Annotated in this window: 8 protein-coding genes; 5 read left to right on the top strand and 3 right to left on the bottom strand. The window is 44.3% G+C overall.

Features of this window, described 5'->3' with window-relative positions:
* Positions 1-671 precede the first annotated feature (671 nt).
* The 4 genes from POG22_RS06525 to POG22_RS06510 all read left to right on the top strand — a co-directional run bounded on the left by POG22_RS06525 (position 672) and on the right by POG22_RS06510 (position 7,115).
* A complete protein-coding gene (locus POG22_RS06525; RefSeq protein ID WP_498904296.1) occupies positions 672-2,081 on the top strand; it encodes a hypothetical protein in 1,410 nt (469 codons plus the stop codon).
* A 186-nt stretch (positions 2,082-2,267) separates the two neighbouring features.
* Positions 2,268-3,719: a DUF1822 family protein gene (locus POG22_RS06520; protein WP_498904295.1), complete on the top strand. Its 1,452-nt coding sequence runs from the start codon at positions 2,268-2,270 to the stop codon at positions 3,717-3,719.
* Between the two features lie 66 nt (positions 3,720-3,785).
* Positions 3,786-6,275, top strand: coding sequence for a CHASE2 domain-containing protein (locus POG22_RS06515; RefSeq protein WP_498904293.1), 2,490 nt, complete (start codon positions 3,786-3,788; stop codon positions 6,273-6,275).
* 39 nt (positions 6,276-6,314) lie between these two features.
* Positions 6,315-7,115 carry a DUF928 domain-containing protein gene (locus tag POG22_RS06510; protein WP_498904292.1) on the top strand — a complete coding sequence of 267 codons (801 nt, stop codon included), beginning with the start codon at positions 6,315-6,317 and terminating at the stop codon, positions 7,113-7,115.
* Between the two features lie 2 nt (positions 7,116-7,117).
* Here the strand turns inward: POG22_RS06510 and POG22_RS06505 are convergent, their stop codons facing one another.
* On the bottom strand, positions 7,118-9,994 hold the full coding sequence (locus POG22_RS06505; protein ID WP_498904290.1) for a CHAT domain-containing protein: 2,877 nt from the start codon (positions 9,992-9,994) through the stop codon (positions 7,118-7,120).
* A 468-nt stretch (positions 9,995-10,462) separates the two neighbouring features.
* On the opposite strand from POG22_RS06505, the gene POG22_RS06500 reads away from it, so the two are divergent.
* Positions 10,463-10,729, top strand: a complete 267-nt coding sequence (locus tag POG22_RS06500) for a hypothetical protein (RefSeq protein ID WP_063714508.1) — start codon at positions 10,463-10,465, stop codon at positions 10,727-10,729.
* A 114-nt stretch (positions 10,730-10,843) separates the two neighbouring features.
* On the opposite strand, the gene POG22_RS06495 is transcribed toward POG22_RS06500, so the two are convergent.
* Together POG22_RS06495 and POG22_RS06490 are read right to left on the bottom strand one after the other, a co-directional pair.
* Positions 10,844-12,652: a ShlB/FhaC/HecB family hemolysin secretion/activation protein gene (locus POG22_RS06495; RefSeq protein WP_498904288.1), complete on the bottom strand. Its 1,809-nt coding sequence runs from the start codon at positions 12,650-12,652 to the stop codon at positions 10,844-10,846.
* 46 nt (positions 12,653-12,698) lie between these two features.
* Positions 12,699-16,994, bottom strand: coding sequence for a two-partner secretion domain-containing protein (locus POG22_RS06490; protein WP_498904286.1), 4,296 nt, complete (start codon positions 16,992-16,994; stop codon positions 12,699-12,701).
* Positions 16,995-17,313: the final 319 nt, after the last annotated feature.

Genomic DNA, 17,313 nt, shown 5'->3' with positions numbered 1-17,313 from the left:
GATACGCAGAAAATCTTGGTAGAATGTCGGTAGCATTTTTTTGTTGGGGTGGCCGCAAACGCCACCCTCTTTTTTGGGACTCCTCTATTCTCTCAAACAATTGTCCCGTCTGGCTTCCGTCTACCTTGTCACCCTCTCAGAATTTTGACAGCGATCCCGATAGATTAATAGATTGGATGGAGAGAAGCCTATTCATAAATAACCCAGTCTCGGCTAGAGGTGGAACTCCCCACAGGGTTTGTATTCAAATTCACCCAGGGTAAGGATTCATGAAACTGCGATCGCGAACGTTGTTAGAGAAATTTTCGGCGTTTATTGTTACGGATAGTCGAGAGTCGGTGCGCTGGTCGATCGATCGGGAAGCGCATCGACATTTTCAGCAGCTTTTAAGGCAAAATTCTGAGGGAAATAAAAGGGAGTGGTTCTCGATATTTTGTCGAGATTTTCTGGAGAATCCCGAGGATCGCTTGACAAAGTTGCACTTACTTTCTTATTTTCAAGAGGCTTGTAGTCGAGTGGCGTCTAAAATCAGTGCTGCGCCGTGGTTTAGGCTTTTATATCCTGAGATACGGTACGGACATATTTTTTCGATGGTCAATGAATTTTTGTGGGAAGAGTTATTTCTGATTTTGAAGGTTTATAATTTTCAGGAAGATCGGATAAATAACTGGGTGGCTTATAAGCTAGAGAGTTTAGTCAAAGAGCGGTTACGTCAAGGAAGAGAAAAGGTTAAATATACGGTGGCTGGACTATTAAAATCCACGAGTCAAAAGGCGTTGGAAGATGCTTTAGAATGTTCGGGGATTCTCAGGCTAGATTTATGGAAAGTTAGTGAGGTTCATTTTCGTGAAATTCTGTTGAATATTTCCGAGGATACCACGAAAAACCAAGAATATTTTCAGGCGTTACGCTGTTATAAACAGATTTTAGCCAGACAGCCTGCTGCTGGATTAAAACGCATTAAAAAAATCAACAAAAAAACGATAAAGTTGATTCATAAATGCTATAATAATGCAGGGACTATATCGAACGACCCCGAAGAACTGCGAAGTATATTGCAGTCTTGTCACGATCTTTTAGAGCGAAGTTCGATACACTTCCATTATGTGCTGTTGTGGAAGATTTATAAAAATCGATGGTTGGAGTTTTCTGAAGCGAATCCTCCGACTGTAAAACGTTATCCTTGGCCGCCAGATAATTGGGAACTTCAAGAAATTGCGGATATTTACAACCAGCAGCGTCCTTATCCGGCTATTTTTCCGCCACTGAATGGGGATGGCGTTCGGGAATATTTGGAACTTTGCGATCGCGCGTTACGTCAAAGAGATATGTTACGAATAGAGTCAACGGACGATTCGTTGAAGTTTCCGGCGGGACTCGAACAGATTGAGGTTTCTGGGGAGAGTGGGGAAGAGATTTTGGGTTGGGATGAAGTCAGTTCCACATCTCAACGAGTTTTGCAGGAGATCGATCGACTGTTGAAGGCTCAAAATCCGATCGATCGCTTGGCGATTCAATTCTCGATCGGGTTGGGACTCAATTTAGTAGATGTGGGTTCGATTTTGAGTCTGGGACAGTCTCAAGTGACTCGAAAAAATCAAAAGGTGAAAAAGAGGATTTTGCAAAATGTTGCGGTTTATCTGAGTGAGGATTTTAAGATTCCATTAAATACGCAAACTCTCGGACGGGAGTTATACGACCTGTTTGAGTCAACTTTGGAAAATTACTTGAAATCTGAAGTTTGGAATCATTTGGAAAGACGGTTTCAGGCGAATTTTTTTTCGGAGTTGACCTGGCTCAAACGTTGGGATGCGGTATTGTGGGAATGTGGGGGTCGAGAACGAGAGGCGATCGCCGCGATCGCGCAAGAGTTTTCTGAGGAGGAAACCCGGGTGCGACAACGGTTAGATAAAATCGAACAACAGCTTTATTTAGACCTGGTTGAGGTTTATCAAGGCTACATTAAAAATGAGGGATTTTTGTGCGATTTAAAAACGCTGCCATCGACAAAAAAATCTTTCCAAAAGCTCGTTAAATACTGGGTTTTAAATACTCGATTGTATTCGATGGATCTGATGTGAGTTAAAGTTCAATGGGTGCATCTCACTTTTGTAAAAAAAAATATGAGTTTGTGGTAGGTTGGGTGGAGCGATAGCGAAACCCAACAACAGCTCAATTCAGTGTAGAGACTCCGATCTGATAAATTTACATTTTTGAGATGCACCCAATTTCAATTATTCAAGGCTGGAATAAAAAAGGAGGTTGCCATGAAATTTCTTGGAGAATTACAACTCAGTTACCCGAATCACCTATGTATTGAAATTGATGAATTCGATTGTAAAATCGCTTGGAACGATTCTCAATTCTATTCCAACAATCTGGCTCGCTGGAATGCTTATATCAACCGATTAACGCTGAGACGGTTTGTAGAGGAATTCAGTGGAGAGGATTCGGACTTAGACGAAGCGCCTTCTGTGTGGCTCGGTGAAGAAAATACAGCATTGTTGTGGGAATTTGTCAACGGCAGTGTTGTGGAACTTAGCGATTGTCGCATTGCTTTAATTCCCAGTATGGCCATCGATACAGAAGCGTTTTACGTTCCCCAAGAATGGGTGGATATTCCCGAACTCGCGGCGAATTATTATGTCGCCGTTCAAGTTTTACCGGATAATGAAATTCTTCGGATTTGGGGATTTACCACTCGTGAGAGTTTGAAAGAAAATGGGGACTATAACGAGAGCGATCGAACGTATGGGATCGATCGCAATTCCGTGATTGAGAATATCATTTCTCTGTGGGTGGCTCTCGAACTTTGTCCCGAACCGTTACCGCAACTTTCACCTTTACCCCAGCTCTCTGCGAGGGAAATCGATCGATTACTGGAAATACTTTGTAAAAATCGTGAGGCTTCGCCTCGGCTAGATGTTTCGTTCGGACAATGGGGGAGTTTCTTTTCTGATTTCGATCGGGTTAACCGCTTATATCACAAACGAATTGAAAGGCAGAGAAAATCAACTCAAAAAAAGTTCGCAATTCGGTTATCTCAGTGGTTGTCCGAGCGTATGGCTGAAGGGTGGCAAACTTTAGAATCCCTAAGCCAAAATCGGCATATTGGCTTAGTTGGCGTGCGAAGTTCTCCAAGGTTTCAACCGTTGAAACTCCATCCTGAAACGGTGGTCGATTTAAGCCAACATATTCAGAATACGTTGGATAAACTGGGAGAAGAAGAAAGCTGTCAAAATGCGATTCGCGTTTTGGGGGAAATGGGAGCAGAAAGTGTGGAGGCGATCGAATTATTGAGTCAGATTGTTCGAACGGCGAAAGATGAGAATACGCGATGGGAAGCTGCATTTAGTTTAGAACGAATTGCTCCCAACCATCCGGCTGCGAGTGTCCGACGCGTGAAAACTATCGAGTTAACCATACAATTTTCTCGTAGAACGGTGGCGTTAATTGTCTGTTTGATGCCTCGGGAAAACCGTCGCGTTGGCATTTGGCTTCAAGTCCGATCGATCGACCTCAACGATCGACTTCCTGCGGGGTTATGCTTGACGATTTATTCTGAATCGGGACAGACGAAAACGGCACAGTGTCATGGTGCGGAGGGAGAGACGAGCGAACTACTTCAACTGCGATTTCAAGGTGAGGTTGGAACGCGGTTTCAAGTGGCGTTGGCGTTGGGAGAAAAGCGAGTTACGGAATATAGTTTTTTGATTTAATTGACTGACTTGATTTTGCATGAGTTTCATGAGAAAATAAATCCATAGACGAGCTTCATTCAAGTTATGAATGCCAGCTATCGAATTGTTTTAAATATTTTTCAGGGTGATTTTGAGTCGGGTTTTAATGTTTCGATCGCAACTCCCTATCGATCGCGTGCTGGTACGTTACCGCCTCGTCCTGAGATTCCTTCGCTGTATCGAGAATTACAAGTTAACTTAACTCAACTCGTTCGTATTTCTAGAGATACAGTATTTTGGCGTTCTGCTCTTGAATTCGATGAAACCTTACCCGTGAGCCGCAAAACGTCTCAAAATCGAGACGCCTACTGGCAAGTTTGTCAAGGCTTAAAACGACAACTCGAAACCGAGGTCAAAACTTGGCTTAATGGGTCGATCGAAGATTGGCAAAAAATCCGCGAAGCGTTAATCGAATCTTTAAATAATTATCAAGATTTTGTAATTAAAACTGATAATCTTCTTTTATATAAGTTACCGTGGCACGTTTGGGATATTTTGCAAGAGCGGCGAGGGATTGAAGTCACGTTTGCACCCTTAGATTACCAGTGTACCATTGAGGTCGATCGACCCCGAGGCCGAGATAAGCCGAGAATTCTGGCGATGATGGGGGACGACACGGGAATTGACTATACCCGCGATCGCGCAGAATTGTTGCAATTACAAACATTGGGATTAGCGGATTTACGTTTTCTGGAAAAACATCAAATCCGAGAGTTTTTTCCCTCCCTACGGGAGTCTCAGGGATGGGATATTTTGGTGTTTATCGGTCATAGTACGACGGAAAATATCGACGGTCGAATTTTCATTGACGAACATCAAAGTATTTCGATCGAGCAATTTAAAAACTCCGTTAGAGAAGCTGCTTCCAACGGATTGCAACTGGCACTGTTTAACTCCTGTCAGGGGTTAGGAATTGCGCGAAATCTGGTAGATTTACAAGTTCCTGCGATCGTGGTCATGCGGGAACCTGTGAGCGATCGTATCGCGCAACACTTTTTAAGAGAATTCTTAAAAGTGTATCGAGAAAGTGCATCTTTACCCGTAGCGGTTCGTCGAGCCAGGGAACAACTCGAAGACGAAGAATTCGACTGGCCGAGTGCCACTTGGCTCCCCACGATTTTCAGAAATCCGAGTTTGGATTTACCGCTGTGGCGAGATTTTCAAAATACCTCCGGTGACTCGGCAGTTTCAACGGAAGTGAGTGCAGTTTCCGCATTTGAAGAAAGCGAACTGACCCCTGAATTGCGAAGTCCGCCGAGTCGGAGAGGTTCGAGGAGACAATCTCGAAAACAACGTTCGATTAACTATGTTGTTATCCCTTTATTTGTCAGTCTTTTTGTGATTGGCATTCGCAGTTTAGGTTGGCTGGAAATCTGGGAACTGAAAGCTTACGATTTAGCGATGCAGTGGCGAATTGAACCTATGCAGATGCAAAAGGACGATCGTATCCTTATTGTAGAAATAAATGACGAAGATATTCAATATCAACAAGAACATAATATGCAGGGTAATGGTTCTTTGTCAGAAGAAGCACTCGAACGACTTTTAAAATATTTAAAGCAGCATAACGCCACAACAATTGGTTTAAACATCTACCGAGATTTTCCCGCTTTTCCTGAGTATCCTGAACTTGCTGAAGCCATAACAAATACTCAAAATTTATTTTTTATTTGTAATGCCAATATCAGTAAAAATAGAGCAATAGATCCACCACCTGAAATTCCAATATCGAGTCACCGGATTGGCACTATTAATATTTTAAGAGATAAAGATAAAATCGTTCGCCGCCAATTTATTGAAATCATCAACCCGAAAAATTCAAATTGCTTAGCTGAATATAGCTTTTCGACGACTCTGGCATTACATTACTTGTATAAAAAAGGGGTTCATTGGAAACTTTTACCGCAACAGCATCTCAAAGTCAGTTCAGTTGAACCTTTACAATTTAACTCAACAACAATATCTCCACTTAACATCCCTATAGCTGCCTATCAAGACATCAAAAATGCAGGTGCTTATCAAATCATGCTTAACTATCGACGATACTATCGTTCTGAATCTCTGAGTGAAGTGTTTGAATCTTTACCTCTTCAAAGTTTTTTAGAAAATAAGGTTAGACCTGAGTTAGTCAAAAATAAAATTGTTATAATTGGTGGAATACAAAAATCTTTTCTTACGCCTTATAGTAATTTTGAAAAATCCAATGAGATTTCCAGCGTTTATTTACAAGCACAGATGGTGAGTCAAATTTTAAGTGCAGTTCTCGACGATCGACCTTTAATTAAAGTTTGGCCGCTCTGGTTAGAATTCTCCTGGATTAGTCTCTGGTCATGGGTGGGTGTTGTACTCCAAATTTATGCAACCTTTTTAAAAAAGTCTCAACTCCGAATTATTGGACTTGCGGTGTTCGGATTAGGAATCGTTTACGCAGCCTTTTTTCAATTGAGTGTCTGGATTCCGCTAGTCCCTTCAGTATTGACCTTAGTATTGACACCCCTCTTGATTCGGCTAGAATCAAAGTGGATTCGCCAATAATCTAAACTCGGTAAATTTTTAGATCGAATCCCAAAAACCATGAATCTTAAAAGTTTAGCATTGACGGTATTTATTTTGTCTATCTCTTCCAGTGCTTTGGCTATCTATTCACAGTCAAACACACGAGAATTTTCTGAAAACTTGCAAGATTTTCGCTTGATTCACTACGAACCTCCAGCGAGTAATCCCACAGGTGAAAACCCTGATGGTAATAGTGTCGATGGAGGCGAACGAGGTGGAGAAAACGAAGATATTTGTCCAATGTCGATCGCTTTAATTCCAATCGTTCGAAGTGATGGAGTTTGGGAATTGACAACGCTTTCCCATCCGCGTTTCTTTTTTGTCATTTCTAACTTACCCGAAGGTATTCAAACTGCTGAGTTTGTGTTGAGAGATACAGATACTGAAGATCTCAATCCAGATGTTTATCGGGTGGAAGTCGCTTTACCCGATCGACCTGGAATCATCCAAGTTGAACTTCCCGAAACAGAAGAATATGCTTTGAAAATAAATCGGACGTATCGGTGGTATTTAAAAATGTCCTGTTTACCGGGGGGAGAATCTCGACCATCGAGTACTTCTGTCAATGGTGTAATTTTCCGCGTTAATCCAGGGGATTATCCAGACAATCAAATTTGGTACGATCTTTTGAATAAAAGAGCCGAACAACTGATGTCTGATTTGAACAATCCAGGCTTCCGAGAAATTTGGAATCAGTTGCTTATCGATGGCAATCTCAATGCGATCGACATCAACGAGAGCGATACTGAGGCCGATCTCATTGATGCCACTGAATTTGAGTTGTTGCCTTGCTGTGTTCCAATCTCCGAATCTCCTTGACTCTAAAACCAATTTCCAATTAGAACAAAAGGGGCCCAGTAGTAAGGATCGTCATAGTCATTTAGGGTGAGTTTTTGTGCATATTGAAACACTTTAGCCTTACTCTTCTCGGGATGCTCTTTCAGTTCTGTATAAAAGTAACTGACAAATTTACGGGTCGATCGATCGGATACTTTCCATAGTGTGGCGAGGGTTGCTTTTGCTCCCGATCGCATTGCGATTCCTGCAAGTCCTAACGCCGCTCGATTATCCCCTTTTGCAGTTTGACAGGCACTCAATGCTAAAAGTTCAATAGTTTGCGGGGAACTGCGTAGTAAATTACTAAACTCGTTCGTATTGAGGAGGTTATTATAAAGTGCAATATAGGTGTTTTCAGGGTTAGAACTGAACTGTCCGTGAGTGGCTAAATGTAGAATTGAGAAGTTAGAGTTTTTCACCGTATCACTGAGATTTAGATCGGTGAAGCGATCGTCTAATAGTTCTTCGACGACGGAAAGTCGATCGCGAATAACTGAGAGTTCCTTCCCAACATTCGGTAAGGGGTCAAATCCCGTTCCTTCAATATCGTCAGGTGGCGTTTTCATTCCTCCCGTCAGAGCCTTATATTCAGTCTGATTCAAAGACTCAGGAGGCAACAATTGTAAACCTGGATTCAACACGATCGCATAGGTTTCAATTAAATAATCTTTACCATCGTACAAGGCTGACATGGGAATATTTCGCAGTTCGCCATCTAACACAAAAACAAGTGTTTCGATCTGACTGGATTCTAAGTTGTCTCGAACGGGTTGAATGAGCTTTTGGTACATTTCATACGATTGAAGCCGAGTCCCTTCCGAAGCTTTATCGGAAACCAATTCGTAAAATTCCTCAATTTCAGTTTTAAAGGATCGAATGTCTTCAATTTCTGTAAAATAATGCTGCAATTCTCGATGGGGAAGTTTGAGGATAATCTCCAAGCGATCGCTCAAGAGAATCGCGTAAAAAACCGCCGTCCGCTCCGTCGATTCGTCCACAATTTTATCTAAATTTGTCGCTTGAATTTCCGAACAGGCATCCTGAAAATAATCGTCTAACTCCGCCAACTGTAACGCTTCGATCGCCTCTCGCGCCTTCTGGAGTTTTTCAACCGTGGGTTCCGACTGTCGATCGAGCAACAAATCGACAAATTGACGATACAGCGGTTCGACACTATCGCGGAAATTGAACTGACTTTCAGTGGCGATCGCAATTAAATCGCGGCGAATCGATTTGAGCGCATCAAACGCCTGAGAATAGGCAGAAATCGATCGCTCCGTTTGTTGCTGAGCCTTATAAATACGTCCCAATTGCCAAAACAAACGATAGTTAATTTCCGGAGCCGCATCGTTCGCCGTATCTCGCATCGCTAACGCAATCGCTTGACGAGTTAATTGTTCAGCGTTTTCCCACTGCGATCGATCTTCCTCCAACTGTCCCCGATATCCCAACACATAGGCTTTGGCGCGATCGCTTCCGATCGTTTCCGCCTGACGTTCTGTTCGATCGAGAATTTCCTCAATTTCCGCCTCCGTTATAAACCCATAAGGATTCGCTTCATCGCCGCGTTGTTGAGAGGTGCGAAAATACTGACGAACCAGATGCAATTGCGTGTAAATACTATCTTGACTCGCTGGAAGCTGGCGAAATTGCCTTTGCACTTCAGTCCAATTTGTCGAAATTTCTGCGGCAGAATCGGGGTCGAACTTTTCAAAATCCACCCACAACACCAGTGCGTTAACGACTGCGCGGACGCGGTGAATTTGCTTCGGAGAATTCATCGCCTCTTGATAATGAGATTTGGCATTTTGAACCAAATTATCAATTTTGCTTTTCTCTATCTTGCGGACGCGATAACGACGCGCTAAAGCGCGTTCGGTATCGGCCAAACTGAGTGCAATGGCGGCGCGTTCTTCAGAAAAAGAATCGTTTTTTTTAACCGACTCAAACAGCCAATCGAGCAATTCTTTCGAGCCATCCACTTCAATATCTGTCGTGATATCGTTGCGTTTTTCTCGCTCCAACGTTCCCACGGCACGAAAAACGTCCGCCAAACTCCGCAAGCCTCGAATTTGAATTCTCAAATATTCAGAAATTTGTTCCGTTTCCAACTGACGATCGAACCGAGTTTTTAAACTTTCCAGTTCGCTGGGTTGTAACGCACATTCCCACTTCCGAGATAAATCGATATCGATGGCCGGTTCGCTTTCCAAATTGCGAATGTCTAACGCGGTTAGTAAGGTTTGACAGGCTCGGGGATGTAAGCCTAAGTTTTGCATCGCCGTGGCGCGATTAATTTGGCTGGCGAGGGTATTTGCCGGTTGGTTGTGTTCTGTATAAATTTGGCTGGCCGTTTGCCAACTTTCTAAAGCCAATTCCGAACGTCCGATCGCCAGTTGTAACTGTCCTTGAATGTCGAGCGATCGCGCTAAAATTACACTGTTATTTTCACTATTATTATGGTATAATCGAAGGAGGTATAGACTGCGATCGATCGCAATTTTGGCCGCTTCCCACTGCGTTTGTTGTTGTTCGACGAGAGAGAGATTTGCTAAGGCGATCGCTTGATTGAGAGTATCGCCTTGCGATTCAAATATCGCGATCGACTGTTCGAGTAACGCCGCCGCGTCTTCCAGTTGTCCGTTTCGATAGAGTTGACTCGCGCGATCGACTAAATCTATCCCATTGTTTTGACTGTACTGCAACGCAGAACTGTTGGGAATTCGCGCGATCGCCGCCGACATTTTAATAGAAGAAACCCACGACATCGAAAAGATAAATGCCAAACAGAGTGGTAAAAACCGCCTGTAAAATTCGCGAAATTGGCGGATAAACTTGGGTAAATTTGGCGGTTGAGTCACGAACGTTCTCCTATCGATCGGTTTGCGGGTAATCGCGGTAAATCTCAGAAAAGGCTTAAGGGAAAGTGCAATTTTGAGGAGTCGATCGTGGGGGTTGGCTTCTTGGCTTCTGGCTTCTCAAAAGCTGAGTCGTCGTAGCCTCAGTGATAAACTCCACCCGGCCGTTTTCCATCAACCGCCATCCCCTCGCCGGGACGATCGATCGAGTTTTGAGGAAGTTGTTTGGATTTTACAAGAAATCGGGCGATCGATATCCTTTACGTTTCTTTAAATTTACATAAATTTCGAGTCTTGTCTCAGATATCCGGCATCTCCAAGATGCCGGATATCTAGAAACCGTGAGGCACACTCAATCCATCGCGTCATGTCACCTGCATAATTTCCAAAAGTCTTCCCGATATAAGAGTACAAGCCAAAACGCTTCGCGAACGTTGGCTCAATCGAACCCTAGTGTTAAGGAGATGAGCAATGTCTGCTTCCATCACACTGATGCACCAAATGTTTCAAAGCCTCATCGAGGAATACCATCCCTTTGCCTCCTATGTCGGTTATGACGAGTTAGAAGATGGTTTCATCTTGTATTACCAAGGTGTAGGCGAAGTACAAGGCATGGTCATCGATACTGACGGCAACATTGTCGCCGATTCGACTGTAGGAACGACTCGATCGATGGGACTCCTCGCCGTCGGAACCACAATTTTATCGGCATTGATGGGAACCCCCCAGAACAACTAATCGATCGCAAGATCGGCACCAGATCGCACAAGATCCCCGACATCTCCAAGATGCCGGGGTCTTGGCTTCAGATATAGATTCAACCGCGTTTTAACCCAACAATTCCTCAACCCACTAAAAAGGGTTGTACTCCACCGAGAAATACAACCCATCTTCCTGCAAGGTTCGATCGCTCGACTCAACATCCGTCAGCGGAATTCCCCAATCCAATCGCAACAAAAAACGGTCTACCATTTGCCACTGCAAACCCAACCCCAAACCCACTAACGTATTTGGGTCGGGATTTTCGCTGTCTCCACTGTTCCAACCCCAACCAAAATCCACAAACGGCACTACTTGTAAAAGTCCATCTACCTCAGACACCCGCAACACCGGAATTCTGATTTCTGCCGACGTAAAAACGCCATTATCGACCAACAAAGAATCCTGTCGATAGCCGCGAACGCTGCGAAATCCACCTATCCCAAACTGTTCTAAAGGCATCAAGGCATCGTTGGCAAACTGCAAATCCGATCGCAGAAATAAGAGCGTATCTCGCGACAAACGACGGACGTATTGCGCCTGTCCCCGCCATGCGAAAAACTCACTGTCCGGTCGATCGTTATTCACCGTCGCATCCAAGGCTCCCAACCCCAAACTCAACTGAGATCGGAACGCAAAAACAGATTCTCCACCTCGATGCGTAAAATCTTGAAAAAAGCGTAACGCCGAAATTCGCGTTTCCCCGTCTTCGTTGGCTCCCGCCGAAAGGGGAAACCGTTCTCCTAACAGTTCGCTTTCGCTTTCTTGGCGAGAAGCCGTCAGTCCCAACGCGAATTCTGTCGTCGGCGTTAACAGCAACGGTTGCCGAAATCTCAACTCGAAATAGCGAGAATTGCCTTCAATATCCACGAGATCGAACGGTTCTTCGATGACGTTCGTATCCGTCAGTCCGCCTGCAATTTCTAGCGTTCCATTTCGAGGATTCAGCGGGAGCCTATAACTGATATCGCCAGCGTGACTTCCATCAGTATTCGTATAGGCGAGATTGATGCGATCGCCAATTCCCAATAAATTGTTGTCGGACAGTTGTATCCCTCGGCGAAACGTCCCGACGGTGGGGGCCCGTCCGTTATCCGAAAACAGGCGCAAATCGAAACTATCCGCCACCAAAACACCGACGTTGAGAACGGCGAGATCGGCACGTCCCCCTTCAGACAGTTGTGCGGAAATGCGATCGATATGGGGGTCGAGTTGTAACAGTTGTAAAGCTTCGAGTAAAGCGTTGCGATCGAGCGGATTTAACGCCGACTGCAAGCGACCGCGAATATAACTTTCATTTAAACCTTCAATATCGATAATCAGGTCTTCATCTTCAACGCGACCTTCAACAATTCGTACAGGAACGATCGCCGCCTCGACATCAAATCCATCCCCCGCCACTAAAACGGCTCCTGAATTGAGATAACAGCCATCGGGATTCAGTTCCCGCAAAACGGTTTCTAAGTTGCGAGTTGGATAACGCTCGACCTCCACCATATCATCGCGGCTCGAAGCATCGATGGAAAAATCGCATCCGGCTCGATAGAGTTCGCCGACGATCGCTTCAATTTTAATAAGTCTTTCAAACCCAATAGGAACGCCGATTAAAGTACCTTGTAACGCCTCGTTTAAAAGCCTCCAATCTTCTTCATCAAACACCGTACTTCCCTGGAAATCAAAACCGCGAATTTCCAATTGAAGCCTTTCCTCCGTTTCCTCGGGAACGGCGGGAGGCGGCGGGATTTCCGTATCCAGAGGCGGCTCGACTTCCTCGGGAATTTCGCTGGGAAGCGGCGTGGGAAGTGGCGGTGTATTGGGGTTAGGTAACTGAGCGGTTGCGGAATTTGAGAAGGTGACGAGAAGGGTGAAGGAAGAGCCGAGGACGGTGAGAAAGCGATGCACAATTTTGACAGAGCAACGTCAGACTTTCTTATTATTCCTGAAAGTGTTAATTTGGTGAACAGCGATGGCTAAATTGCGTTCGATCGATCGAGATTGAGGATAAAGAAGATTCTACATGATTTTGAGATCGATCGTCGGCAGTCAACACCACTCGTCCCGTTTCGTCGAGTCTCCATCCCCTAGCGGGAACGAGGGTTTCGACGGATTCGGAAGTGTCCGGTGGCGAAGTGGAAACCGTTGAATTTGAGGATTCCTCTGTTACCACTTCAATCCAATCCGCTTCAAGTTCGATGGTGTTAGGAAGTTCGTCGGGACTGGCTGAAAATCCTCCCCGTCCGATGTCGGTAAATTCGCTGCTTTGACCCTGAACGCAGGGATTTTGTGAGAGTAATTCGTCCGGGTCAACGACAGTTTCGGGAAGTTCGGCAATGCCTTGAGTACTGTCAACATCGGGAGTATTAAACAGAGTTTGTCCGTTGAGTTCCGCGTCTCGGACGGAAATGGCGGTAATGTCGCTGGTTAAGAGTTCGCTGGGACTTTCTACGGTGAGATTTTCGCCTAATGCTTCAATGAGTTCGTCGCGAGTTCGCAATTGCGAACCGAGAATTCCGTCGGCAGTAATGGTAATAATTCCCGCGTTTCCGGCATCGGCATTCGTGGTAATATCGCTGTTGTCGATGGCGACGAGAACTCCGGTATCGATGTTGATATCGCCTCCGGTGGCGTTGTTAAAAGCATTGGTGGTAATGCGAGTGCGATCGCGTAGAACTAAGTCTTGTGAATGAATTTGAATACTGCCAACGCGATCGCTTTCTAGTCCTAAAAATCCCCGAGTTTCAGAAGAAATTTCACTGTTACGCAAGCGAATCGAACGAGCATTAATTGCAAGGGTTCCGGGCAACCCTATATTTTGACCAGAAACCGTTATTTCTGCGTTATCAAACAAACGCAATCGATTCGTTTGGATTCGGACATTTCCCGATGGAGCTTCACTATAAGAACCGGAGAATATTCCACCTCTAGGTTCATTCTGATTCCCTTGAATAGAAATCAAGTCGCTGGCATCGATCGAAATGTCGCCTGCCGCTCCTAAATCAAATGTATCTGCACCAATTAATGTGTATTGTCCCATTCTTAAAACTTCAGTTTCAATTGTGATATCTCCGCCGTTGCCTGTTCCATCGGGATTGACGCGAGACGTTAAAGCGGACAGTTGCTCTGGAGAGCCAACTAATTCGATTAATTCAGAACTACGAACAGTTAAATTTCCTGCATCTCCTTTTCCCGCCGTAGAAGACGAAATAAAACTTCCTTCGGTTAAGATTAATCGATCGGCATGAATCAAGAGGTCGCCACCTAAACCAAGCGATTCTCGCTCGGCACGAGTTGTTATATTCGATCTAGAACTAAGTTCGATATCTGAGGAATTAGTTATTGTCACATCTCCCGCATTTCCGGTTCCAAAAGTTGAAGCGGAAATGAAACTTCCTTCTCTCACGATTAATCGATCGGCATAAATCAAGAGATTTCCACCTGAACCCGTTGAACTTTGTTGGGACTGACTTGTTATATACGAGCCAGAAATGAGTTCGATATCTGAGGAATTAGTTATTGTCACATCTCCCGCATTTCCGGTTCCAAAAGTTGAAGATGAAATGAAACTTCCTTCTCTCACGATTAATCGATCGGAGTCAATCCAAATATTTCCAGCTTGGCCTTTTCCCGCTGTCGTACTTTGTAGCGAACTTCCCAAATTGCCCGATCGAATTGTTCCGGTAATGGAAACAGACTCACTCGCAACAATATTTAAATTACCGCCACGTTGCGGACCAAAATTACCCGTCGTAATGGTTCCTCCATCTTGAAGATTTAATCTCTCCGTTTCAATCGTTAAATTCCCCCCAGCTCCTGTGGCACCAGGTTCTACGGCAGTTGAGATTCCACTTACACCACCAACGGCGAAAGAACCATTGACATTTCCTTCTATCGCACCTTGGGGGTTTTCTCCCCGAATGGTAATCTCTGGAGCTTGAATTAAAAGATTGCCAGCGTTTCCTGTTGAGTTTACTGCACTTCTGGCAACAATTACCGCACCATCTTGAATTGAAATTCGGTTGGCTCTTATTTGTAACGCACCAGCATTTCCCGAACCCTGCGTAGCACTAGAAATTCCACTTGACTGAATTCTTCCATCTTCTCGTATTCGATTTCCAGATAGAGAAATTGATTCAGTCGCCTTGATTGTCAACATCCCACCTTCACCAGAGTTGGCGGTGAGGGTAGCGATCGCTCCGCCATCGGAAACAACAAGATTATCGGCACGAACGGACATACTTCCCGCATCGCCATCTCCCAAATTCGATGATGAAATCTGTCCGCCATCGAGTACGTTAATTTGCGATGCTTCAATCGATAAACTTCCAGCATTTCCAACTGTGTTGAAATTACTTGTTGTTCCCAGTTGACTGGGAACTTCATTTTCTAATCCAGTGACTTCAATCGTGTCGGCGACAATTATCATATTGCCACTACGACCGATTGCCGTATCCTCTAATCCAGACGAAATAGCTGCACCGTCAGCAACTAAAATACTTCCCGACGTGATGGTTAAATCTCCAGCATTTCCTCTCGCATTTAACAATACGTTTGAAAAAATTCCACTTTGACTGCCGTTAAAACTGGAAGAGCCGATCGCTTCAACACGATCGGCCTGAATCGTCAGATTTCCAGCATTTCCGTTTCCCAAAATCGAAGTTAAAATTTGTCCGCCATCGAAAACTTCAATCAGAGAAGCCTCGATTTGCACGTTTCCACCTTCTCCACTTCCCCCTTCGTCGATCGAACTATCAATTGCACTTTGAGTCCCATCAGGAATACTGACACCCTGGACGTGAATATCTTCAGCGGTTATATCGACATTTCCCGCAAATCCGTTTCCTCCGCCATTAATCCCCGAGGCAATGCGACTTCCATCCGCGATGAGTAAGCGACGGGTATTCACTTGAATATTTCCGGCGCGACCGCTACTGTTGTCTTGGATATTTGCAAATACACCACTTTGACCGTTCGTTTCACCATCGATGGGTGTGTTCGTAATTTCTAAATTTTGAGTATCGATCGCGATATTACCACCTGTATTTTGAGTATTGTCCGAAAAAATGCCCGTCGAAATTTGACCGCCTCCTTCTAAAAATATAGAATTAGAATTAATATCGATATTTCCACCAACTCCATTTCCAGACTCTTCAATATATGAAGAAATGGCGCTGCGATCGAAAATTTCTAAGCTGTTTGAATTTATATTTATATCGCCAGATATTCCTTGTCCTCGAAGATTTGTGTCTAATCCAGAGTTATTCTCTAAAGTTAGTCGATTGGAAACGATCGAAATGTCGCCGCCATTTTTTTCGGGATTTGACGAAACAAGAATTTGATTAAAAATCGAACTACTATTTAAACGAACTTCGCCCGTAGAATTAATTGTAATATCTCCAATATTTATAGCCTCACCCAATAAGTCTTCTCGAACAGCAATCGCCAAGATACTATTACTTAATGAAATGTCATTTCCATAAACAAAAATCGAAGCAATATGGTTTCTAGACGGTGAATTGGTAATAAATGAATCTTCCTCTAAAATAATATTGCTTCGTAAAATATTTTCTGAAAACCGGAGAGAACCATCTTCATTCAATTGAACTATTCCTGCTTCAGCTAATCCACCAACTTCCACAGTTCCACCAATTGTAAAAATTCCACCTGATTCAAATAAAATATCCCCACCCACTAAAGCTAACATTTCTCCCGGCGGAACCTGTAAACCAAACCCAGAACCATCGCTACTTTCAGCCCTCGATCGATTCACAATACTCCCAGGAGTATCTCTCAACCGCAACCCCACCGGAATATCCACCACCAACAACGACTCCATTTGAGGCGAACTCGCACTAAACTCCACCCCATTTTCAAACACCACACTGTCCGCCGTCGACGCCACAAAAGAACCGCCTAACTCTAACCGCGCGTTCGGACCGAAAACAATCCCGTTAGGATTCAGAAAAAACAGATTCGCCGTCCCGTTTGCCCCTAAAACCCCATCGATTTCCGAAATCGAACTTCCCGTCACGCGGCTGAAAATATTCTCAATTCCCACCCCATTATTAAATAACGCTCCGCCATCTGTGGGAATCGAAAACTGCTCGAAACTGTGAAACAAATTCCCGTTAACCGCCGTTCCCCCCTCGATAACAAACGTATTGTCATCAAGACTCACCACCGAATTACTGGGTAACGTCGCATCGGGAACTACTTGCGCCGCCACGGAACCCGCAACGTTCCACATTGCAAACACAACCGTCGCCGCTTCTCGGATGGAAAATCGAAGAGTTTGAGTCATCTGCCTTCCTACTCGGTCTTCGCCTCAGACGCAATATTTTCGATTGATTGATTTTATCTTAGGGTATACTCCATCCTTTTCCGATATGGTGGGTTTCAACAATTCTTCACCACAAAGACACAGAGGATACAGAGAGGTTATGGCAGAGAAATGAGAAACTGTATTACGGCTATACAACTATCGATACTTGTCAAGTCTTTTTAATTAAAATTAACATCCCAAAACAAACCCCATCGATCGCACTTCATCAAGCGATCGATGGGGT

Origin of the sequence: Geitlerinema sp. CS-897, from assembly GCF_028368005.1 — a bacterium.
GTDB classification, from domain to species: Bacteria; Cyanobacteriota; Cyanobacteriia; order Cyanobacteriales; family Geitlerinemataceae; genus Baaleninema; species Baaleninema simplex.
Note: the sequence above shows the minus strand (reverse complement) of the source record. Positions and strands in the feature narration are given on the sequence as shown.

Bases quoted from the DNA above. Each gene is read 5' to 3' on its own strand.
- POG22_RS06520 (WP_498904295.1), top strand. From the start codon at position 2,268: ATGAAATTTCTTGGAGAATTACAACTCAGTTACCCGAATCACCTATGT.
- POG22_RS06515 (WP_498904293.1), top strand. From the start codon at position 3,786: ATGAATGCCAGCTATCGAATTGTTTTAAATATTTTTCAGGGTGATTTT.
- POG22_RS06510 (WP_498904292.1), top strand. From the start codon at position 6,315: ATGAATCTTAAAAGTTTAGCATTGACGGTATTTATTTTGTCTATCTCT.
- POG22_RS06500 (WP_063714508.1), top strand. From the start codon at position 10,463: ATGTCTGCTTCCATCACACTGATGCACCAAATGTTTCAAAGCCTCATC.
- POG22_RS06490 (WP_498904286.1), bottom strand. From the start codon at position 16,994: ATGTGGAACGTTGCGGGTTCCGTGGCGGCGCAAGTAGTTCCCGATGCG.